Annotated in this window: 17 protein-coding genes; 10 read left to right on the forward strand and 7 right to left on the reverse strand. The window is 67.5% G+C overall.

The window, feature by feature from the left end; all coding sequences use genetic code 11:
* Position 1: 1 nt before the first annotated feature.
* Together R5W23_RS17500 and R5W23_RS17505 are read right to left on the reverse strand one after the other, a co-directional pair.
* A complete protein-coding gene (locus R5W23_RS17500) occupies positions 2–625 on the reverse strand; it encodes a superoxide dismutase (protein WP_261190777.1) in 624 nt (207 codons plus the stop codon).
* A gap of 285 nt (positions 626–910) precedes the next feature.
* Positions 911–3,844: a hypothetical protein gene (locus tag R5W23_RS17505; RefSeq protein ID WP_320687402.1), complete on the reverse strand. Its 2,934-nt coding sequence runs from the start codon at positions 3,842–3,844 to the stop codon at positions 911–913.
* A gap of 333 nt (positions 3,845–4,177) precedes the next feature.
* On the opposite strand from R5W23_RS17505, the gene R5W23_RS17510 reads away from it, so the two are divergent.
* From R5W23_RS17510 to R5W23_RS17545, 8 genes are all read left to right on the forward strand, one after another.
* Positions 4,178–4,963, forward strand: a complete 786-nt coding sequence (locus tag R5W23_RS17510; RefSeq protein WP_320687403.1) for a TIGR02996 domain-containing protein — start codon at positions 4,178–4,180, stop codon at positions 4,961–4,963.
* Between the two features lie 6 nt (positions 4,964–4,969).
* A complete protein-coding gene (locus tag R5W23_RS17515; RefSeq protein WP_320687404.1) occupies positions 4,970–5,695 on the forward strand; it encodes a hypothetical protein in 726 nt (241 codons plus the stop codon).
* A 135-nt stretch (positions 5,696–5,830) separates the two neighbouring features.
* Positions 5,831–6,832: an AAA family ATPase gene (locus R5W23_RS17520; protein WP_320687405.1), complete on the forward strand. Its 1,002-nt coding sequence runs from the start codon at positions 5,831–5,833 to the stop codon at positions 6,830–6,832.
* Positions 6,829–7,671, forward strand: a complete 843-nt coding sequence (locus tag R5W23_RS17525) for a hypothetical protein (RefSeq protein ID WP_320687406.1) — start codon at positions 6,829–6,831, stop codon at positions 7,669–7,671. The genes R5W23_RS17520 and R5W23_RS17525 overlap by 4 nt, the downstream gene beginning before the upstream one ends.
* 214 nt (positions 7,672–7,885) lie before the next feature.
* A complete protein-coding gene (locus R5W23_RS17530) occupies positions 7,886–9,220 on the forward strand; it encodes a DUF1501 domain-containing protein (RefSeq protein WP_320687407.1) in 1,335 nt (444 codons plus the stop codon).
* Positions 9,221–9,522: 302 nt separating this feature from the next.
* On the forward strand, positions 9,523–10,740 hold the full coding sequence (locus R5W23_RS17535) for an FtsX-like permease family protein (protein WP_320687408.1): 1,218 nt from the start codon (positions 9,523–9,525) through the stop codon (positions 10,738–10,740).
* 226 nt (positions 10,741–10,966) lie between these two features.
* Positions 10,967–12,184 (forward strand): ABC transporter permease DevC, encoded by a 1,218-nt coding sequence (gene devC, locus R5W23_RS17540; protein ID WP_320687409.1) that lies wholly within the window; start codon positions 10,967–10,969, stop codon positions 12,182–12,184.
* Positions 12,174–13,580, forward strand: coding sequence for an ATP-binding cassette domain-containing protein (locus tag R5W23_RS17545; RefSeq protein ID WP_320687410.1), 1,407 nt, complete (start codon positions 12,174–12,176; stop codon positions 13,578–13,580). Before devC ends, R5W23_RS17545 begins: the two co-directional genes overlap by 11 nt.
* A gap of 86 nt (positions 13,581–13,666) precedes the next feature.
* Here the strand turns inward: R5W23_RS17545 and R5W23_RS17550 are convergent, their stop codons facing one another.
* Positions 13,667–13,864: a hypothetical protein gene (locus R5W23_RS17550; RefSeq protein WP_320687411.1), complete on the reverse strand. Its 198-nt coding sequence runs from the start codon at positions 13,862–13,864 to the stop codon at positions 13,667–13,669.
* Between the two features lie 525 nt (positions 13,865–14,389).
* On the opposite strand from R5W23_RS17550, the gene R5W23_RS17555 reads away from it, so the two are divergent.
* A complete protein-coding gene (locus R5W23_RS17555) occupies positions 14,390–14,923 on the forward strand; it encodes a PilZ domain-containing protein (protein WP_261185296.1) in 534 nt (177 codons plus the stop codon).
* 143 nt (positions 14,924–15,066) lie between these two features.
* Here R5W23_RS17555 and R5W23_RS17560 read toward each other — a convergent pair whose 3' ends face one another.
* Positions 15,067–15,372: a hypothetical protein gene (locus R5W23_RS17560; protein WP_320687412.1), complete on the reverse strand. Its 306-nt coding sequence runs from the start codon at positions 15,370–15,372 to the stop codon at positions 15,067–15,069.
* A 362-nt stretch (positions 15,373–15,734) separates the two neighbouring features.
* Here R5W23_RS17560 and R5W23_RS17565 point away from each other — a divergent pair, with 362 nt between their 5' ends.
* The gene (locus R5W23_RS17565; RefSeq protein WP_261185294.1) at positions 15,735–16,304 is read left to right on the forward strand and encodes a hypothetical protein; all 570 of its coding nucleotides are present in this window, start codon (positions 15,735–15,737) and stop codon (positions 16,302–16,304) included.
* Between the two features lie 7 nt (positions 16,305–16,311).
* Here R5W23_RS17565 and R5W23_RS17570 read toward each other — a convergent pair whose 3' ends face one another.
* From R5W23_RS17570 to R5W23_RS17580, 3 genes are all read right to left on the reverse strand, one after another.
* The gene (locus R5W23_RS17570; RefSeq protein ID WP_320687413.1) at positions 16,312–17,673 is read right to left on the reverse strand and encodes a DUF1501 domain-containing protein; all 1,362 of its coding nucleotides are present in this window, start codon (positions 17,671–17,673) and stop codon (positions 16,312–16,314) included.
* A 154-nt stretch (positions 17,674–17,827) separates the two neighbouring features.
* Entirely contained in the window at positions 17,828–20,035 is a 2,208-nt protein-coding gene (locus tag R5W23_RS17575) for a DUF1549 and DUF1553 domain-containing protein (protein WP_320687414.1), read from the reverse strand.
* 347 nt (positions 20,036–20,382) lie between these two features.
* The gene (locus R5W23_RS17580) at positions 20,383–20,838 is read right to left on the reverse strand and encodes a YaiI/YqxD family protein (RefSeq protein WP_320687415.1); all 456 of its coding nucleotides are present in this window, start codon (positions 20,836–20,838) and stop codon (positions 20,383–20,385) included.
* Positions 20,839–20,915: the final 77 nt, after the last annotated feature.

The following is a 20,915-nucleotide window of genomic DNA, read 5'->3' on the forward strand; positions in this document are numbered from 1 at the left end:
CTTACTTCCCGGCCTTGGCGGCGGCGTACTTGGCCTCGACCGCCTTCCAGTTGACCACGTTCCACCACGCGTCGATGTACGCGGGGCGCAGGTTCTGGTACTTCAGGTAGTACGCGTGCTCCCACACGTCCACGCCCAGCACCGGCACGAGGCCGTCCATCAGCGGGCTGTCCTGGTTGGGCTTCTTGATCGCTTCGAGCTTGCCGCTGGTCGGGTTGTACACGACCCAGCTCCACCCGCTGCCGAACTGGCCGGTGCCGTTCGCCTTCACCGCGTCCTTCAGCTTGGCGAAGTCCCCGAACGCGTCCTTGATGGCGTCCGCGATCGCCCCGGTGGGCTCGCCGCCGGCGTTCGGCCCCATGACCTCCCAAAACAGCGCGTGGTTGTGGTGCCCGCCGCCGTTGTTGATGACCGCCTGCTTGATCGACGCGGGAACGCTGGCGATCTCGCGGAGCAGCGTGGTGATGTCCTTGTTCGCCAGTTCCGGGGCCGACTCGAGCGCCTTGTTCAGGTTGTCCACGTACGCCTTGTGGTGCTTCTGGCTGTGGATCTCCATCGTCTTGGCGTCGATGTGCGGCTCGAGCGCGTCGAACGCGTAAGGCAGCGCGGGCAGAGTGTGCGCCATGGTCAGCTCCTCGTGAAAGGGGAGAACGGTCAACCGCGCGGAACAGCACGCCCGCGCGCAACCTACTGGCAGTTTATGAACGGCTCCGGGTGTTGAACGGAACTGCCGAGCGGAACCCGAAAGCCGAGCGATTGGTCGGTCCGATGGCGCCGGGACGGGGCGCGGGCCTCCGGCCCTTCGGTTCGGCGCCCGAAGTGAGTGCGACGACGCTTCGTGAAGGCCCACGGCGCGTGCGCGTCAGTGGCAGGGCGCCCGCGCCCCCGGGGTAACTCCGGCGGCCCGCGGTCACACCCACTCGGCCCGCACGCGGAACGTCTCGCCCGCGGAGTATTCGAGCGGAATCGCGTCGCCGTTCAGCGTGAGGGGCTGGAGCACGTTGCCCGCAGCGTCCACGAGCGCCGCGGCGCTCGGGTCGCGGGCGAACCGCAGGTCTGCAGCGCCGCCGAACCCCGCCGTTTCAACGAACGTCCCCGCCACCGCCCGGCCGGCGCCTTCGCCCGCGGGGCACGGCCGCAGGCTCAGCAGCAGCAGGCTCGGGATGTCCACGTGCCCCAGCCACCCGGTGGTGCCCACCGCGGGCGGCCCCTTCTCGGTGGGCACCACCGGCGTGGGCGACACCCAGCCCTGCGCGGTCTGCATCGGCCACTCGCGGTCGGTGGCGAGCAGCAGGTCGAACGCCCGCGTCCGCTCGCCCTCGGGCGCCAGGATCACGTCGGCCATGCGCGACCCGTGCCGCTGGACGAACGGTAGCCCGCCGGTGAAGAGGAACGAGCGCTCGGCCCCGAGCCGGACTTCGAGGTAGTCGGGCGAAACCGGGCGCGTGTACCCGGTCTGTGTGTTCGCCCCGTTCACGCCGCGGAACAGCACCGCGCGGTCGTCGCGCCACCCGAACCGCGCCCCGTAGAAGGCGTGCCACGGGTACCCCGACGGCTGGTGCCTCACGTCGAGTTCGATGCGCAGCTCGAGCACCGGGCGGCCGAGCCACGCCCGCACCCGCTGCGTGAAGCCCGCCAGCACCTCGTCGCGCTCGCTGACCAGATCGCCGACGGTCACGATCTCGCCCAGCGCCGCGCCGCTGTTAGTGACGCGGATGTCGCGGGCCACCATCTTGCTGCCCGGGTTGAACACCAGTTGCTGACCGAAGCGCGTGGCCCGGGTGCGCAGGTCGCGGAACGAACGAATCCCGCCCGTGGTGGCGTCGAGGTCGCACTCGATGAACTCGTTCCGCACGGTCAGCCCGTCGGCGAGCTTGATCCGGGGCTTGGGCGGCGCCGCGTTCCCGGCCCGCGGCACCCACGCGAAGCCCAGCGGCGGGACTTCCACCACCAGGCGCGCCACGCCGCCCGAGAACTCCGCCGCCTTCACCGGATCGGTCACCGGGATCGCGCCGCGGAACCCGTCCACCTCCAGCGCGACGCGCCGGGTGTACGCGCACGGGTTGAACACCATCAGCCCCGGTTGCCCCGCGGCGGAGCGGATCTGGATGCGGTCGGCGAGCTTCTGCGCCCAGTGCGATTCGAGTTCGCCGAGGGAAGACAACCCACCCCCCAACCCCCTCCCTGAAGGGAGGGGGAGTTCGGCCGGTGCGCCCGGCAGGCTCGAATCGCCAGACGTTTCAGAAGTGCCTTCTCTCCCCCTCCCTTCAGGGAGGGGGCCGGGGGGTGGGTTGTCTTCCACCCCGTTCACGCCCGCCAGCTCGATCGCGTCTTCGACGGCCTCCAGCCGCTTGAGCGAAGCCTCGTCCTCGGCGGTGTGCGGGGTCAGCGCGCGGTGCAGCGCCGCGAGCGTGAACGCGGAGTCGATGCGGCGCCGCGCCCGCAGGTGCTTCGGGAAGCCCCCCACCGGGTCGGGCCGGCGCTCGTTGGTGACGCGCTCGTCGAGGTAATCGGCGAAGAACTCGTCGGCCGACTGCACGCCGATGTAGTCGCCGCTGGTCGCGCCCCCGAAGTAGCGGCTCAGGTTCGTCCACTCGCCGAACACCGGCGCCAGGTCGGCCAGCGCGAGCAGGTCCGCGTACGACGCGAATGCCGGTTCGCCTTTGTGGGCCAGCGACACCGTCGGCGCGGAGTCGTAGGTGGTGGCCTGGTGCAGGTGGTACACGAGGTTGAAGAACGTGTGCGGGTCGTGGGCCGGGAGCGGCTCGCGGGTGAACGCCTCCACCGCCTTGCCGTCCGGGCCGGGCCAGTTGACCGCCGACGAGCGGATGCTCGGGATCAGCCCGCCGTCCGAACTGATGAGCACCGCGTGCTTGAACCCGGCGTGCAGCAGCCACCCGGGCAGTTGCGGGTGGTACGCCGACTTCTTGCGCCCGTACACCGCCGGCTCCACGCCGAACAACTCCCGCGCCGCCTTGCGAGCGGCTCGCAGGTTCCACAACTGGCTCTCGGCCGGCATCAGCGCGTCTTCGCGGTCCCGGTACGAGCCGACGCACAGGTCGACCGCCTGCGGCAAGTCGGGCGGGAGCTTGGCTTTGAGTTCCGCGAACCGGTCGGGGGCTTGCTCCGCGAGCCGCTCCAGCGTTTCGCCGGACGCGAGCAGCGTGATCGGCAGGCCGGCGAGCAACGAGGTCGGCCACTGCGCGTTCAGGTTCTTGGGGTCGAGGTGGACCCAGTCGAGCCAGTACAGTGACCCCGAGTACACCGGCTCGCGCCCGGCCTGGAGCTTCTCCGCGGCGGCCCGCAGGTGAATCAGGTAGTCCTCGCCGCGCTCGAGGGCGTCGCGGGCGGCCACCACGTCCGCCCAGAAGCCCGGGCCGTCGAGCAGCTTCTCGTGGTCCATCGCCTCGTACAGCGTGTCGAGCATCTGGTAGCCGTAGCCCAGCCCGGCGAACAGGCGGACGGCCTCCGCGGGCGCGTCGAACAGCGGCCCGGTCTGCCCTGCCTCGCGCAGCGCCCCCAGCAGTTGCTCGACGGTTTCCGCGCGCGACGCGGTCGCGCGGAACACGACCGCCTTCGCCTCCGCGACCCGGTCGCTCCAGTTGTCGGGCTGGAACAGTTGCGCCCCCTCGGGGAGGCAGTACACGAACCCGGTGCGCGGGTAGTCATGGTCGTAGGAGCTGGACGCCTGGGGGGCCTGGGTCGCGCCGGCGAGGGCCGCGGGATGCCACAGGGCGGCGTACCCGTTGAGCCACGCCGCCACCTCGTCCGGCGTCTGCTGGAGCGGGTACGAGGTGGCCAGCCGGTACGACGACAGCAGGTGCAGTTGGCGTTCTTCGCTCATGACCTTGTATCTGGCGAGCGGGGGCCGACACCGAATCCGGTTGATCTGTGCCTGTGCGGGCCTTCTGTAGCCGGCCTCTGTGAGGCCGGTGCGACGCGGATGATGCCCCACCGGCGCTCACAGAGGCCGGCTACAGAAGAAGGCGACTCTTCAAACGGATTTCGTATCGGCCCCCGAGTGAATGTGTGCGCCGGCGCCCGTGTGTGCCGCCGGCACGGGGCGCCGCAACGGTCGATGAACCGGCGCCCGGCCGCGGTTATAGTACGGAAACCCCACCCCCGCCGGTGCCGCTGCCGTTGCCGGGGCGCCCGGGGGGCGCGATACGATGGTGTCATGAGCGACGAATCGGCCTTCCTCAGACTGATCTGCGAGCAGCCGGACGACGACACCGTCCGGCTGGTGTACGCCGACTGGCTCGAAGAGCACGGTCAGACGGCCCGAGCGGCGTACATCCGGGGGGAGGTGGAACTGGCCAACACCCCGCCCGGCACCGACGCCGACGAGCGCCGCCGGGCGGTGCTGTTCGCGCGCCGGGCCGAGCTGTTGAAGGCGCACGGCGCCCAGTGGCTGGAGTCGTTCATCCCGTTCGCCCGCAAGGAGTCGTTCGCCCGCGGGTTCGTGCAGACGGTCGAGGTGCCCGCGAACCTGTTCCTCCAGCACGCGGAGCGGTGGTTCGCGCTCACCCCGCTGACCCGGGTGAAGTTCACCACGTGCCGCATCTGGGACCAGGTGAGCGGCGCGTACTCGTGGTGGACCGAACCGCTGTTCAAATCGCCGCTGCTGTCGCGCCTGGAGCGCATCGACATGGAGGGGCTGGAGCTGACCGCCCGCGACCTGAAGCTGCTCGGCGAGCACCCGGACCTGTCGCGGCTCCGGGAGCTGTTCCTGGCCGACAACGAGATCGGCAGCGAAGGGGCGGTCGTGCTGGCGAACATGCCCCAGTTGCGGGCGCTGGAGTCGCTGGACGTGCGCGGCAACCGGATCACCGATCGCGGCGCGCGGGCGCTGGCCCAGAGCGAGCACCTGGGGAAGCTGAAGGAGCTGCGCATCACGAAGAACTCGATCCGCGACCGCAACTGGGCGGTGCTGGAGGAGCGGTTCGGGAACGCACTGAGTTGAGGCGCCATGACGGAAGCGGAGTGGCAGGTCTGGGACAGTCCGTACATGATGCTCGACCACCTCGCCCGGCTCCCGCCCGAGGATGTCGAGGATGACGACCCGACGGTCTGGCCGCCGGCGCGTCAGGCGCGGCTGTTCGCGGTCGCGTGCTGCCGGCACGTCGAGCGCCTGCTGATCGACGCGCGGAGCCGGGCCGCGCTGGACGCGGTCGAGCGGTACGTGGACGGCCGGTTGACGAAGAAGCGGCTGGAACAGGCGGCCCGTGACGCCGGGCAGGTGACTTGGGAGTTGGACGGGCCGCCGGACGGCCGGTATCAGGCGACCTCCGCGGCGTGCAGCGCGGCGGCGGACATCTCTGACCACTTCACGGACGCGGAAGAGGTTGCGCGCGAGACGGCGTCTGCGGCCGGGGCTGCGGCCCGTTTCTCCGATGAAAGTGAGAACGCGCACCAGAGAGCCGAAGAGGCCGAGGATGCGTATCAGGCCGACCTGATCCGCGACATCTTCGGCAACCCGTTCCGCCCGATGGTGCTAAACCCGGCGTGGCGCACGTCCGACGCGCTCGCGCTGGCCCGCGGCATTTACGACGAGGGCGCGTTCGACCGGCTGCCAATTCTGGCGGACGCCTTGCAAGACGCCGGTTGCGACAGCGACGACATCCTGAACCACTGCCGCGGACCGGGACCGCATGTGCGCGGGTGCTGGGTGGTGGATCTGGTGCTGGGCAAGTAGGGCGGGCGGCTCTGCAAAAATGTCGGCGGCGCTCACCGCGCTCGATGACTTTTTCATTCTGCCCGAGTGTAACCGGCTGTGACACCTTCCGATATGATTGGTGCGCGGCTCGCCTCCGCGAACCGAGGGCTTTTTATGCCGACTGCGTCACCGCCGATCGGGCTGAGGTTCATCGAAATCACCGACTTCCGCCGCATTGATCGGTTGCGCCTGGAGTTCATTGGCGCGGACGGTGGGCCGTCGGACATTGCCGTCATTGGCGGGCCGAACGGGTGCGGGAAAACGACCGCTCTGGAGGCGTGCCTGATTGCGATCGGCTTTCAGGGGCAACTCCAGGGAGCCAGCGGGCAAAACGCGGCGCGCATTCACCGACGTCGGTGGACAATTGAGGCCGAGATTGGGACTCCGCAAGGCGCGTATCGCATTCTCGTGGACCCCAAGGATGGGAACTCGTGGGTCGATTTGGATAAAGGGCAGGCGACGGAATCCGTCCCAATTCCGTGTCTGTACTTTAGTTCGTGGCGTGCCCCGAAGCTCGTGGGGGCGTTACCGATTCGTGCCGGCAAACGCGGAAAACGGGCCGAGGACACGGAAGACAATCGCATCCGACGCGCGAAACAGCACCTGATTGACAGCCGCGCGCACCGGCTCATGTCGGAAGGCACCTCGTTCGCGGATTCTGCGACTTATGAAGAAGACTTGAAACGGCTGAACGAGGTTTGGGCCACGTTTCACCCGAAGGCCGAGGAGCGGTTCGAGGTCGGCCCGGTGAGTTCGGACCCGCATGCCGGGTTCGATGTGTTCCTTGTGTGCAAGGACGGGCGCAAAGTGCCTGTCGATGCACTCAGCTCGGGGCAGCTCGAACTGTTCGCCCTGTTCGGTGCGCTGATGCTGGTGAAGTTCCGGGACGGCATCCTCGTGATCGACGAACCGGAACTGCACCTCGATCCGCAGTGGCACGCGCTTATGATTCGGGCGATCCGCCGGTTCCTGCCAAGCGCGCAACTGTTGATCGCGACGCACTCGCCGAAGGTGTTCGATTCGGTCATGTCGTTTCAGCGCCACTTCCTGGTGCCGGAGAACGATCCCCGGGCACAGGCTTGGAAGCCGCAACCCGCGGGTGCGATCGGGACATGACCGCTGTCGCCCACCTCAGTTCGTTCTACTCGGCCGCGCCCATCGTTCTGTGGGTCGAGGATGTGGTGACGCGCGATTACCTGACGAAGGTGTGGGGCGATCCGGCGGAAATCGCGTTCTTCATCGCCGGGGGCAACACAGCCGTTCGTCCAGCGGTCGAGACCGCCCGGCGGGAAGGCATCGGTCACGTCTTCGGGTTGATCGACCGTGATTTCGGGCACACTAACATCGCGTCCTGGGCGAACTTGGGCGCGGATATTCGCATCTTCTACCCGCCGCGCCACGAAATCGAGAATTACACCCTTGATGCCGCGGCACTTGCAGGGTGTTCACTCCACAACCGCAGGCGCACAGGTGCGCAAATCACGACTCGGTTGGAGGAATTGGTGGCGCAACAGCCGGCATGGTTGGCGTGTCGACGGGTCGTTACCGAAATGCGGACAGACGTGCTGGGCAACTTCCCCGAACACCCGAGCCTTGCACACGTGACGACGGTCGCACAGGCCGAGCAACACATTACCGGTTCGGACTGGTTTGCACAGATCGCCGGACGTGTAGGCACCTGGGCGACCGCCGGGCACGTCTCGGCTCGGCTGCGGGCCGCCGAAGCGAATTTCACCGCTGCTCTTGCGAGCGGTGCGTGGTTAATGGACTTCTCGGGCAAAGAGATTTTCCGGCGGGTACGCGAATATGTCTACCAGCCGCCACAGAACCCAGGCAGCCCAGATAGCGATTTCGCGAAAACAATTGGTGAGTGGCAACTGACGAACAACGTCGTACCCGCGGACCTGACACAACTGCATAGCGCCCTCCGGGTGCGCGTTGGATTGGCACCGTAGCAAACCGCGCACTCCGTGTTGCCCTCTGATCGCAGAGCAGGGCCGCTCGTTGCCGCTCGAGCCGCGGGAAGGCGGGACCCAACTGGCTCATTTCTCCGCGCTCAAAACCCCGCGCAAATGTCCGGAATCGGCGGTTGCTTTCGTCTGCCGTTTTGTGGTAAAGTTGGCGTCCCGCCAGTAATTCCCGCTTCCACGCCCTCCCGCCGGAGTCGCGATGTCACTCCTTTCACACCTCGCACGGCGCGATTTCTTGAAACTCGGCGCCGGTGCCGCCGTCGGGCTGGCCCTCCCGCGCCCCGCGCTCGCCAGCACGGAAGGTAAGGCGAAGCAGGTCATCCTCGTGAACCTCACCGGCGGGCTGAGTCATCTCGACTCGCTCGACATGAAGCCGGACGCGCCGGCCGAGGTGCGCGGCGAGTTCGCGCCGCGCCAGACCGCCCTCCCGGGCATCCAGATTTGCGAACACCTGCCCCTGCTCGCGGCCCGCATGCGGCACTGGGCGCTGGTGCGGTCGCTGTCGCACGGTGAGAACGGGCACCTGCCCGGGACGCACCGGCTGCTGACCGGCTCGACCATGCCCAACCAGCGGCAGACGGACCTCGACAACGTCCTCTCGCGCCGCGACTGGCCGTGCTACGCCGCCGGTCTGAACCACCTGCGACCGCGCAAGGACGGCATCCCCAACGGCGTGGTGCTCCCGCACGCGCTCATCGAAGGGCCGCTCACCTGGCCCGGCCAGCACGCCGGGTTCCTCGGGCCGAGCGCCGACCCGATGCTCGTGGCGCAAGACCCCAGCGCGCCGAACTTCAAGATGGACGCGTTCGCGCTGCCGGACGGCACCGACCCGGTGCGCGTCGAGGGGCGGCGCGGCCTGCTGGAGTTGCTCGAATCGACCGGCACCGGCGACCCCGCGTTCCGCGACCACCAGCGGCGGGCGTTCGAGCTGCTCAACTCCGGCCGCGTCGCGGGCGCGTTCCGCCTCGATCGCGAGCCGATCAAGGTGCGCGACCGGTACGGCCGCAACCAGTTCGGGCAGTCGCTCCTTCTCGCGCGGCGGCTGATCGAGAGCGGTGTGCCGATCGTCCAGGCCAACATGGGCATCGTGCAGAGCTGGGACACGCACGTTGACAACTGGGGCAAGCTCAAAACCCGGCTGCTGCCGTGGCTGGATCAGGCGCTGGCGGCACTCGTCGACGAACTGGAGTCGTTCGGCCGGCTGGGTGAAACCCTCGTGGTGGTGTCGGGCGAGTTCGGGCGCACGCCCAAGGTCTCGACACTGCCCGGTGAAACGATCCCCGGCCGCGACCACTGGGCGCGGGTCTACTCGGGACTGTTCGCCGGCGGCGGGGTGGTCGGCGGGCGCGTCATCGGCAAGTCGGACCGCAGCGGCACGAGCCCGGTGACCACTTCGTACACCCCGTTCGACATCGGGGCAACCATCTACCGCGCCCTCGGCGTCGATCCCGAGAGCGAGATCCGCGACCCGCAGAACCGCCCCACCCGCGTCTGCCCCGGCACGCCAATGGACATCTTGTTCCAGAACAAGTGATGCTTTACCGGAGCGCGGGCCGCCGGCCGCGCCGGCGTTGCGGAGGGTGGTCGCGGTTTTACTAGGGCGCGGGCCTCTGGCCCGTTGGCTTCGCGCGTGATGTCACGTGAACGAGGGCCTCGGCTTTACTGGAGCGCGGGCACCTTAAGATATTCTGCCCCGATGCGTTGTGCCACGCCAAAGGACGGCCGCGCTCGAGCGGTGCCGCCGTCGGCGCGAGTTCCGAGCGGAAGCGGACCGAGAAACGAAGAGCCCGAAGGCCAGTGCCACCGGGCCTCCCGACCCGCGCCCCAGGAACGCACATGAATCCCATGCGGCTCGCGTGGTCGAACCTGGTCCACAAGCGCACGCGGACGCTGATCGCCGTCACCGGCGTGGCGTTCGCGGTGGTTCTCGTGTTCATGGAACTCGGGATGCTCGGCGGGGTCGGGCGCACCGCAACCATCCTCTACGACAAGCTCCAGTTCGACTTGCTCATCACCTCCCGCGAGTACCTTGATCTGAGCCGCGCGCCGGAGTTCCCGCGCGCGCGGTTGGCTCAGGCGCGCGTCGAAGGCGTCGCCGACGTCATCCCGGTGTCGTTCGGGGTTGCGGGCTGGCGGGCGCCGCGCCACGAGACGCCGTTCGGTACGACCGAGTCCGGCGGAGCGCTGAGCGTTAACATCGTCGCCGCGCCACCGGACCGGCTCGACAGAGCCTTTGCGGTGGGAGGGGGCGGCGCGTTCGGGTCCGCGGACGAAGCCCGTGACGCCGGCCGCCGGCTCGCGCGCCTCGACACGTTCCTGCTCGACGCGCGCTCCAAGCCCGAGTTCGGCGACGCGGCGCGACTCCGGCGCCTCCCGCCGGACGGCCGCAGCGGCGAACTGGTGCGCGTCAACGGCCGGCGCGCGAGCGTCGTGGGGGCCTTCGACCTCGGCACCGGGTTCAGTTGGAACGGGATGCTGCTCACGAGCGAAGAAACGTACTCCGACTTCGTGATGCGCCCCCGCGACGCGGTGAGCTTCGGGCTGGTGCAACTCGCCCCAGGGGCCGACCCCCGCGCGGTCCAGAAACAGCTCCGCGCGGTGCTGCCGCCGGACGTGAAGGTGTACACGCGGGCCGAGATCAACGCGGACGAGCGGGACTACTGGCTCCGGCTCACGTCGATCGGGCAGTTCCTGCTGGTGGCGGTGGTGCTGGCCATCGTAGTCGGGGTGATCTTCGTGTACCAGATGATGGCCGCCGACATCCGGAACATGCTACCCGAGTACGCGACGGTCAAGGCGCTGGGGTACCGCCCGTCTTATCTGACCCGCGCGGTGCTGGGGCAGGCGGTGCTGCTGGCGGTGTTCGGGTATGTCCCGGGTTTCGCCGCGGCGCTCGGGCTGTATTATGTGGCGAGGACCTTCGGCGGCATCCCGACCCAGATGACGGCCGAAATTGCTGCGGGCGTGCTCGCGCTGACGTGCGCCATGTGTCTCGCGTCCGGGCTCCTGGCCGTGCGGAAGGTCCACACGGCCGACCCGGCGGATCTGTTTTAGTCGAGGGCTGAGAGGGCCGAGAAGGCCGTATTCACCGCAGAGAGCACGAGAGGGCGCAGAGAGAAAGACAAAGAAAAGTTGTGAGTGAGAACCGCTCCGCGGTCTCCCGGCGGCGGCGAATACTCTTCTCGTGCTTTCTCTCACTGCCTGCTGTTTTCTCTGCGCCCTCTCGTGCCCTCTGCGGTGAACACACGGTCTTCTGTCTTCCCACCCGGTTCGCTGGCTTATGCGTCCTCCCCTCGTACCGTTGGCCTGGAAGAACCTGACGCACGATAAGGTGCGGTTCGGGCTGTTCGCGTCGGGCATCGGGTTCGCCGTGGTGCTGATGGGCGTGCAGTACGGCATCATGAACGCCATGCTGGACAGCAACACCGTGCTGATCGAGCGGCTCAAGGGGGACATCGTCCTCATCAACCCGAACAAGGCGTCGCTGCTGTACCGCGAGGGGGTGTCGCGGCGGCGCATCGCCGAGGCGGAAGGCGTCGCCGGCGTGGCGAGCGCGCACCCGGTGTTCGTGGAGTACTCGACGGCCGCGCTGCGGCACACCGCCGACGATCCGGCCGCCCGCACCAGCACCCGACGGGTGCGCGTCATCGGCGTCGATCCGAACGCCGACCTGTTAAACCTCCCCGGGGTGTCGGCGGACGAGTGGCGCGAACTCAACACGCCCGGGACGGCCCTTTACGACCGCGCGAGCCGGGCGCACCCGGACCAGGCGCGGCACCCGGGCGAGTCGGTGTTCGGAAAACTTGCCCCCGGAACGCGGACCGAACTGGCGGGCCGCGACGTTCGAATGGTGGCCGGGTTCGAAATGGGGTTCGATTTCGGCACCGACGGCAGCGTGGTGGTCAGCGACCGCACCTTCTCGGAGTGGGTGCGCGAGCCGTATTACCCGACGAGCCCGCTGGCGGAGGCCGACATCGGGGTGGTGAAGCTGCGGCCGGGGGCCGATCCGCACGCGATCAAGGCCGCGCTCCAGGCGAAGTTCGCTCCGGGCGGTGACGTGTTGGTACTCACCCGTGACGAACTGGTGTCGCGCGAAAAGGGCTTCTGGTGGACCAACACGCCGATCGGGTTCGCGTTCGGCGCCGGGGTGTTGCTGGGGTTCGTGGTCGGGATGGTGATCTGCTACCAGATCCTCGCGAGCGACGTGGCCGACCACCTGCCCGAGTACGCGACCCTCAAGGCTATCGGTTACACGAACCGCTACCTAAGCTGGGTCGTGCTGCAAGAGGCGCTCATCCTCGCGGTAGCCGGGTTCGCCCCCGGGATACTGGTCACCTTCGGCACCTATCTTCTGCTCACCGTTCTGACCGGTTTGCCGATGATACTGACACCGGCGCGGTTCGCTCTGGTGCTGGCGCTGACCGTCGTGATGTGCGCCGCGTCCGGGTTGCTCGCGGTGAGTAAGGTCAAGAAGGTGGACCCCGCCGATGTTTTCTGAGCCGCGCGAGAACGGCAGCCCACGCCCCGGTCCCCGCTCTGAAGGGCGCGGGGCGCGCCTCCCGCCACCCGGTCAGCCGGTGCTCCGCATCCGCGGGGTGAACCACTACTTCGGTTCCGGTGACACCCGCACGCAGGTGCTCTTCGACAACAACCTCGAAGTGATGCCGGGCGAACTCGTCATCATGAGCGGGCCGAGCGGGTCCGGCAAAACCACCATTCTGACCCTCATCGGCGGGCTGCGCACCCTTCAAGAGGGCGAAATCGAGGTCTGGGACGCCGACCGCGGCGGGTACCGCACGCTCCAGGGCGTTCCGGAAGCCGAACTGGTTCACGTGCGGCGGCTCATCGGGTTCATCTTCCAGCGCCACAACCTTTTCGACTCGCTCACGGCGGTTCAGAACATCCGGATGGCCCAACTGCTCAAAGAGCGCGGCACCGACCCCGATGCGGACGCCCGCGACGTGCTCACGTACCTGCTGCTCGGCGAGAAGGACTTGGCGGGCAAGCCTCAGAAGTCGCGGTTCGATTACAAGCCTGCACAACTTTCGGGCGGGCAGCGCCAGCGCGTGGCCATCGCCCGCGCGCTCGTCAACCGTCCCAAACTGGTACTGGCGGACGAACCGACCGCCGCGCTCGACGCGAACAGTGGTCTCGCGGTGGTCACGCTGGTGCAAGAGCTGGCGCGTGCCCGCCCGGAAACCGAACTCATGAGGCTCGTGCGATCGGCAGACGAGGCGGGCGAGAACGGGCGCCTCGCGGAGTGGCAGGTGACGCTCCTGAAGCGGGTCGCCGCCGAACACGGGACGACGAGCCTCATCGTGACGCACGACGCGCGCATCATGAACCTCGCCGACCGGATCGTTCACATGGAGCGCGGCCGGATCGAGTTGAACGTGGTGGTCGCGGAGCGGCTGTTCGTGCGCGAGGGGCTGCGGCAAAGTCCGGCGTTCGCCGCCGTGCTGCCCGAAGAGCAGGAGAAGCTCGCCGATTCCGTACTCATCGGCGTTCACCCGAACGAAGACGTGCGCCCCGATCACCTCATCCGAAGTCCCGGCCGTGTCGAAGTATACGAACCGGGACAGTTCATCGTCCGGCAGGGGGAGGCGGTCAACGAGGGGAGCAAGTTCTACTTGATCCGGCGCGGAACGGTCGAGGTGCTTCGCGACGTAGACGGGGCCGTCCAGAAGTTGACCGAGTTGGGCGCGGGCCGCTACTTCGGGGAGGTGGCGTTCCTGCTCGACCAGCCGCGCAACGCTAGCGTCCGCGCGCTGACACGTGTTGAAGTGTACACCGTCAGCCGAACTGCGTTCGACCGGTTCCAGTCGGTAAGCCGCCCGTTCATCGAGCGCGTGCTGGCCAACTTTCGCGCGGGTGACGGTTCACCGCGAATGTAATGATGCTTTTGTCGATCGGAGGGAGAGGAGAGGTGTTCGAGAAGAGCCCGGCGCGACGGCGATCCGCTGAGAACAGAGCCGGGCGTTCAGGACACGGACGGATTCGGTTGAGTTGCCAGGAGTTCGCCGATGACGCGCCGGAGCATTTGCCCTGTGGTCATGCCTCGCTTACTCGCGGCCGCTTCCAGTTCCATCGCTTGCCACAGCGGCAGCAACAGGGCCAGTTCAACGACCTCTTGGTCGGTACGGGCGGGCGCTGAAACAGCTTCGAACAGCGGTTGCACGGCGTCACCTGTCCTGGAAGGCGTGTACGGCAGCATTTGCCACCAGAATCACGAGTTACTCGCGCCCTCGCACCGCCTGTTACAGGCTTACAACCGTTCGGTTCGCTCGCTACGCCGACGAAAGGCGTTCAGCCTCATGCTGACGCGATCGTGAGTAGTTTGGTGGACCGGGTGGTTCAGCCGAGAGGTCGCGTTTGAGCCTTAATGCAACCTGGGTGCCATGAAGTGAAATTGCCCGGGATTTCAATTCGATGCGTGGAAAACACAGCTTTTTGTATCACAGGACTTGTCACGAGTGCCCCACGTTCTTCTTGCCTGCCGCCCACTCCGCGCGCACTTTGTGTCAGAACGTGAGCAATTATTTCCGTGATGATCAAATCCCTTCCGAAAATCCTGGCAACGAGGAGCCGTCGGCACTTCTGGCGAATATGGCGATTGTGTTGGCGGTGTGCATTTTTTGCAACGCACTCACCCCGTGCTACATTCAAATTGACAGCGTAGTGCGGATCGGACGGGAGCTGCCACATGCTCTTTGCTGACATCATGGAAACCGTCAAGACCTGGACCGCGGGCCACCTGCCGATTACGGTCGGCGGCTGCGTCGCGGCCCTTGTCCTGCTGTTTTTGGTTCTTAACTCAGCTCGGCGGCGACAGGGGCTCGACCCGTCGAAGCTGCAAACCACCGGTGCGCATAACGCCCTGACGGGTGAGAAATCGCTGAACTGGGAACCCCCAGAGCAGTCCTACGCGGACCGGCGCTCCGCGACGCGGCGCGAGGGGCAACCGGTCCGGGTGCTGCTCGCGGCGGCGACGTTCCGCAACGGGGCCGGTGACGGCTACGTGATCGACCGCTCGACCGGCGGACTGAAACTCGCCACGCAGTCTGCGCTGCCCCCGGGCACCCTTGTCCAGGTCCGGGCCGTGGACGCCCCCGACACCATCGGGTTCGTGACACTCGTCGTGCGGAGCTGCCGCAAGAACGGGGCACAGGATTACTTTGAACTCGGGTGCGAGTTCGAGCAGACTCCGCCGTGGAACGTGCTTCTGCTATTCGGTTGAGCGGCGGAGAATCCAGGTCGTTTGGCCACAAAAAGCACGGCCCGCGTCTTGTATCGGGCGCCCGCTGATTTAAGCTGATCGGCCGTGGGTGGGGCCGAGCCGGATGCGAAGAGGCCGCCCGTGACGCGGCATTCACGAGCGGACTAATCGCTCGGCGAGAATTGGTCGGCGAATCCCCAGAGAAGCATGAGCCCACCCACGGCGGCGGGCACGTACAGCACCGCCAGACACACGCGCACGGCCACCGGTTCCGGCAGGCGCGCGACGCACGTGAGCCCGGTGGTAAGACCAAACACCACCGCCAGCACCAGTCCCACTCCCCACCCACCCGACAACGACATCCACGACGCTGCGGCGAGGTAAGCCGTAACCGATACAGGTGGGCCGCCACACGCGCCGAGGAGCAGCGCGAGCAACCGGCCGCAGTGGCAGCGATCAATCCAATTCACGCCGGACGCCTCCGGTGACACGAGCCTGTGCTGAACGTGTGAGGGAACGGCCTCTGGCGCTTGACCGGCACAAGGCCCTGTGCTTGTACCAGTTGTCGAGCTGATCTGCAAGTAATTACGGCAACTCTGAACGGTCGGACCGCACCGGCTCGAATGCTTCGTTGAGGTGTAACCGATTCGTCTACAAATGGTTGCGTGCCTGTTCAGCGTGCGCTATTCGCGACCACGTGGCGGCGCGCCGCAAGACCGGAGGACGACCGCCGGCGCCGCACCCAGAATTCGGTCGTGGCGCGGTCTGCCTTCCCGCCCGCGCCGGTGGTTGCTACTATTGGCGTGATTCGGTCCCCGTCGGAGAGCGGTCGATGAGCGCCAGTCCGGGTTCTCGGTGTGCGGCGGTGCTGCTCGGCACGCTCCTGCTCGGAACCGCGGGCGGTTGCGGAAGCGAGCCGCCCCCTCCGCCCCCGGTCCCCACCACACCCTCGGCCCCGCCGCCGAAACCCAGATCCGCCGGCCCGGACGCGTACCTGGAAGAATTCGGGCAGGAGCACCTTCCCCAAGTCGAGGCGGCGCTGGACGAGCTCAAACGCGAAATCGATAAACGGTCCGCGGGACTGTCTGAACTGGAGAAGGAGTTGCGGCGGCTCCACCGCGGCGAGGGAAAAACCGAGTGGGCGAACGGCAAGCACGTGTCAACGTTCGTGACGAAAGACGAGACGCACGCGCGGTGGAAGGCGACGATCGAAAAGCTGGCCAAGAACGTGGACGCGCTCAAGGAGCAGCGCAAAGAGGCGTACCTGGCGTACCGGAAGTTCCAGATCGCACAGGGAACCGGGGAGGGGCTGCACAAGAAGCGGTTCGACGAGGCCAACGCCGCCGCCGCCGCGTCGCAGAAGGTGTACCAGGAGGCGCTGCGCGACTTCGAGGGGCGGTAGCGCCCGGTCAGGCGAACAGCTCGCGCAGCGGCTTCCCGCGGGCGATCGGCAGCGGGCGGTTGAGCTTGTCGCGGATCTCCGTTTCCGGGTCGATCCCAAGCGCCTCGAACATGGTCGCGGCCAGATCCTCGGGCCGCGCCTGCCCCGTGGTGGCGTAGGCGCCGATCTTGTCGGACGCGCCGTACACGAACCCCTTCTTGGCGCCGCCGCCCGCTAGCACCGCGCTGTAGCACTGCGGCCAGTGGTCCCGACCGCCGTTCGAGCTGATCCGCGGCGTGCGCCCGAACTCCCCGACCCACACCACCAGCGTGCTGTCGAGCATCCCGCGCTCCTCCAGATCGGTGATGAGCGCCGGGAGCGTCTGGTCGGTCATCGGCAGGAGCTCGTCCAGCCGCGCGGGCACGTCCTCGCCGCGGAAGCCGTGGTAGTCCCAGCCCTGCCCCTTCCCGCCGATCGCGCGCGAGAAGTAGACGTTCACAAACTTCGCGCCCGCCTCGACCGCCCGCCGCGCGAGCAAACACCCTTGCCCGTAGGTGGTGCGCCCGTAGGCGTCGCGGGTCTTCTTGCTCTCCTTCGAGAGGTCGAACGCCTGCTTGAACCGCGGGCTGGTGAGCATCGCCACCGCCTTCTGGTAGCTCTCATCTAGCCCCTGCGCCACCAGCGAGGTTTCCAGCAGGTCGCTCTGCTCGTCGATCAGCTTCAGGATGTCGGTGCGGCTCCCCAGGCGCTCCGCGCTGAGGTTGTCGGGGAGCGTGAGTTCCGGGAGCTTGAAGTCCGACCGGTTCGGGTCCTGGTTCACGAACAGCGGGCTGTGGGCCTTACCCAAGAAGCTCGCGTGCTGGCCCGGGGTGATGCTGCCGTCCGCGATGACGTGCGGGTACGCCACGAACGTCGCGGCCCCCTTCGGCGCCGGCGCCAGCTTGTCGACGATGCTCCCGTAGGCGGGGAACAGGTCGAGCGAGTCGCGCAGCCGCTGGTCGTCGGTTGCCGGCGCGACGCCGGTCAGCGAGTAGTAGCCCGCGGAGTTGTGGTTCTTCATCGCGTGCTGCATACAGCGCACGACGCAGAGCTTGTCGGCCATCGCCGCGAGCTTCGGAATCCGCTCGCCGAAGACGACTCCGGGCAGCTTGGTTTTGGTGGCCTTGTACCACCCGCGCACGTTGTCCGGCGCGTCGGGCTTGGGGTCGAACGTCTCGTGCTGCCCCGGCCCGCCCCACTGGTGCAGGAAGATGACGCTCTTGGCGGTGGCGCGGTGCTTCGCCTTCGCCGATTCGGCCGCGGCGAGCAGTTGCGGGAACGACATCCCGAGCAGCGACGCCCCGCCGACGCGGAACACGGCCCGGCGGGAAATGGGGTTGTGATTGAGCACAGTTCACCTCATGCCTGCTTGGGCACAGGGCTCCCGCCCTGTGCTACGCCCGCCGGCCCCTCCGGGGCGGAGAGGCAAGCGACCTGAGCCGTATATCCGTTGTCTTTGCACCCCGGAGGGGTCGCCGGACGTAGCACAGGGCGGGAGCCCTGTGTCACCTCCGCAGCAGGAACTCTTTGCTGTTGAGCAGCGCCCACAGCACATCTTCCCATGCGGCGCGGCGGTCCTTCGCGCCGGCGAGGTACGCCAGCAGCTTCTTCTCTTCCACAGGCGTCGGCTTGCGGCACAGCGCCGCGAGGTAGAACTCGTCCAGCAGCTCCGCATCGGTCCGGCCCGCGGAGAGCCCCTTCCCGAGCCGCCCGTCGTGGTCCTTCACGAGCGCGTTCATCAACTCGCCGGTGATGAGCTGGAACGCCTGTAACAGCCCCGGGTCGTCGTTGCGTTCGCACTCGCAGGTAAGGAGCCGCTCCGGCTTGCCGAACGTTTTGAGGAACTTCTCACCCATCCCGTCGAACCCGCGGCGCCCGGTCTGCGGCGGGGCCGGGATCTGGTTCGCGCGCAAACCGACCGGGTACCCCGCGAACCGCACCGGGACGCCGGTCACGCTCGACAGCGCGTCGAGCAGTTGCTCCGCCTCCAGCGGCTGAACGGTCGCGTGCGAGTGGTGCAGCTCGTCGCCCATCGTCGTGCGGTCCCGGACCGTCGCGGCGAGCTGGTACGTGCGGCTCGTCATCACGGTTCGCACCGCGTGCTTCAGGCTGAACTTGTGTTTCGCGAAGTCCGCCGCTAGCCACTCCAGCAGTTCAGGGTTGCTCGGCGGGTTGGTCGCGCGGAAGTCGTCGTTCGGATCGACCAGTCCCCGCCCCATCAGGTGCAGCCAGACGCGGTTGACCTGCGCCCGAGCGAAGAACGGGTTGTCGGGTGCGGCCACCCAGTCCGCGACCGCTCCCAGCCGGTCGTCGCCGACATTGGGCGCCCGCGCGCCGAGGAACCGTGGCGGCGCGGCCCGCTTGGTGCGCGGGTGCGTCATTTCTCCGGTGCGGTTCTGCCACACCACCTGCTCGCCCACGAACTCGTGCTTGTCGAGCGCGTCCCGCTTGCTGTTCTCCAGCACCCGGTAGTCCACGCGGGCGAACAGCGCCCCGAAGCTGTAGTAGTCGTCGATCGTCCAGCGGTCGAACGGGTGGTTGTGGCACCGCGCGCAGCCGATCCGCACGCCGAGGAACACCTGCGCCACCGACTCCGACCGGGCGAGCGGATCGCGGACCGCGCGCCAGAAGTTCGCCGGCGGGTTCTCGTAGGTGCTCCCCTTCGCAGCCAGCACGTCGCGGGCGAACTCGTTGAGCGGTCGGTCGGCGGCGAGCTGCGCGGCGATCCACCGGAAGAACACCGCGACGCCCTTCTTGTCGAGCGCCTTCTCTTCGTTCCGGAGCAGGTCCGACCACTTCTGCGCCCAGAACTCCGCGAACTCGGGCCGCGCGAGGAGGGCGTCGATCAGCCGCTCGCGCTTCTTGGGATCGGCGTCAGCCAGGAACGCGCGCGTCTCGGCGGGCGCGGGGAGCACCCCGAGGGCATCCAGGTACGCCCGCCGCAAGAAGACATGGTCGGGCGCCAGTTCCGCAGGCTTGATCCGCAGCTCTTGAAGCCGAGAGATAACGAACGTGTCGATTTTGTTGATCGGGCGGAAGCCCCTCATTTCGGGAACCGGCCGGTCCGGGAGAAAAACGACGCGCACCGGCTCGACAATAGAGTGGTACCGCACGAGCAGTACCACCTCACCGGGTTGCTCGCGAACGACCTCGCCGTCGCCGCCGACCTTAGCGACGCCGACCTGGGTGAATTCGAACGCCGCGAGCGACGTGACATCGCGCGTCGTACCGTCCGAGAAATGGGCCACCGCTTTAACGTGGAACCGGTCCGCCGGCTCCACGAGAACCTTGCTCCCGGGCGTGACGACGAGTTTCGTCAGCGTCGGCGCGCCGGGGGCGTCCGTCCTACAACCGTTCGCGACCCACTCGCGGACGATCACATATTCGGAACTGGTTTTAGTGAACCGCGCGCCGCCCTCGTGCGGCACCTGCGCGGTTGCCTTTTGAAGCAACAGGCTCTCGTCCGGGCGGATCGGGTCCGTCCGGCGGGCCAACATGTCCCGCGTCAGAACGGCGTGGTCGCCGGCCGGGTCTTCGCCCTTGAGCGACAGTTTCAGCCCGCCCTTGCCGTTCAGGTTGCCGTGGCACGCGCCCATGTTGCACCCGGCGCGCGTGAGTGCCGGGAGCACCTCGCGCTCGAACGACACGTCCGCGGCCCGCGCGGGCGCGCCCGCGGACACGAGTAGCAGCGCGAAGAGGGTCTTGAGGCGCATCGGTGGCAGCTCCGATTCGCGGACGGGGCGCGTTTCGGCCGAGTGTACCAGCGCGGCGTGAGCAACTCGACAGCATAGCGTCAGAAATTGGCCTGACAATTGTCGGCGCGAAAGGACCATGCCACGCGTGAGCCTGCCGGGCCGCGAAGGCAGAAGAGGAGTGGCCACAAAAAAGCACAAAGGGCACAAAAGGGAACCACAGACGAAGACAGAAGACGTGCTTTGAACTCACTCATCTGTTTTGGTCTGTGGTTCCCTTTTGTGCCCTTTGTGCTTTTTTGCGGCCAATCCTCTTCTGTCTGTGGTTTCCTTTTGTGCCCTTTGTGCTTTTTTGTGGCCACTCCTCTTCATGTCTTCGCAGCGCGACGAGCGGCGTTGACCGCCTCGTCCAGGCGCGCCAGAAACCGTGAGCGGTCCTTCGGGGTCATTGCGGCCGGCCCGCCACTCGCCTGCCCCGTCGTGCGCAGTTCGTCCATCAGGTCGCGCATCGCGACCGCCTCGCCGATGGTGTCCGCGGTGAACAGCCGCCCCTTCGGGTCGAGCGCGACCGCGCCGTTGGCGACGCACCGCGCCGCGAGCGGGATGTCCGATGTGATGCAAATGTCAGCGGTCCCGATCACGCCCGCGATCCAGTCGTCGGCCGCGCCGAAGCCCGTGCGCACGACCAGCTCAAAGATGGCGTCGGTAGGGACGCGCATGGTGCTGTTCGCGACGATCACGGTTTTCATGCCGTACCGCCGGGCCACCTTGTACACCTCGTCCTTGACCGGGCAGGCGTCCGCGTCGATGTAGATCGTCAGCATGTGTACCTCGGTTCCGGTTGACCCGAGCGGCGCTCCTTCGGCGCGGCAGTTGCACCCGTTATCGGCTGCCCAACCCA

This window comes from Gemmata algarum (assembly GCF_034097035.1).
In the GTDB taxonomy this organism is placed as follows: domain Bacteria; phylum Planctomycetota; class Planctomycetia; order Gemmatales; family Gemmataceae; genus Gemmata; species Gemmata algarum.

Coding starts and splice junctions, on each gene's coding strand:
- R5W23_RS17500 (WP_261190777.1), bottom strand. CDS start 625: ATGGCGCACACTCTGCCCGCGCTGCCTTACGCGTTCGACGCGCTCGAG.
- R5W23_RS17505 (WP_320687402.1), bottom strand. CDS start 3,844: ATGAGCGAAGAACGCCAACTGCACCTGCTGTCGTCGTACCGGCTGGCC.
- R5W23_RS17510 (WP_320687403.1), top strand. CDS start 4,178: ATGAGCGACGAATCGGCCTTCCTCAGACTGATCTGCGAGCAGCCGGAC.
- R5W23_RS17515 (WP_320687404.1), top strand. CDS start 4,970: ATGACGGAAGCGGAGTGGCAGGTCTGGGACAGTCCGTACATGATGCTC.
- R5W23_RS17520 (WP_320687405.1), top strand. CDS start 5,831: ATGCCGACTGCGTCACCGCCGATCGGGCTGAGGTTCATCGAAATCACC.
- R5W23_RS17525 (WP_320687406.1), top strand. CDS start 6,829: ATGACCGCTGTCGCCCACCTCAGTTCGTTCTACTCGGCCGCGCCCATC.
- R5W23_RS17530 (WP_320687407.1), top strand. CDS start 7,886: ATGTCACTCCTTTCACACCTCGCACGGCGCGATTTCTTGAAACTCGGC.
- R5W23_RS17535 (WP_320687408.1), top strand. CDS start 9,523: ATGAATCCCATGCGGCTCGCGTGGTCGAACCTGGTCCACAAGCGCACG.
- devC (WP_320687409.1), top strand. CDS start 10,967: ATGCGTCCTCCCCTCGTACCGTTGGCCTGGAAGAACCTGACGCACGAT.
- R5W23_RS17545 (WP_320687410.1), top strand. CDS start 12,174: ATGTTTTCTGAGCCGCGCGAGAACGGCAGCCCACGCCCCGGTCCCCGC.
- R5W23_RS17555 (WP_261185296.1), top strand. CDS start 14,390: ATGCTCTTTGCTGACATCATGGAAACCGTCAAGACCTGGACCGCGGGC.
- R5W23_RS17565 (WP_261185294.1), top strand. CDS start 15,735: ATGAGCGCCAGTCCGGGTTCTCGGTGTGCGGCGGTGCTGCTCGGCACG.
- R5W23_RS17575 (WP_320687414.1), bottom strand. CDS start 20,035: ATGCGCCTCAAGACCCTCTTCGCGCTGCTACTCGTGTCCGCGGGCGCG.
- R5W23_RS17580 (WP_320687415.1), bottom strand. CDS start 20,838: ATGCTGACGATCTACATCGACGCGGACGCCTGCCCGGTCAAGGACGAG.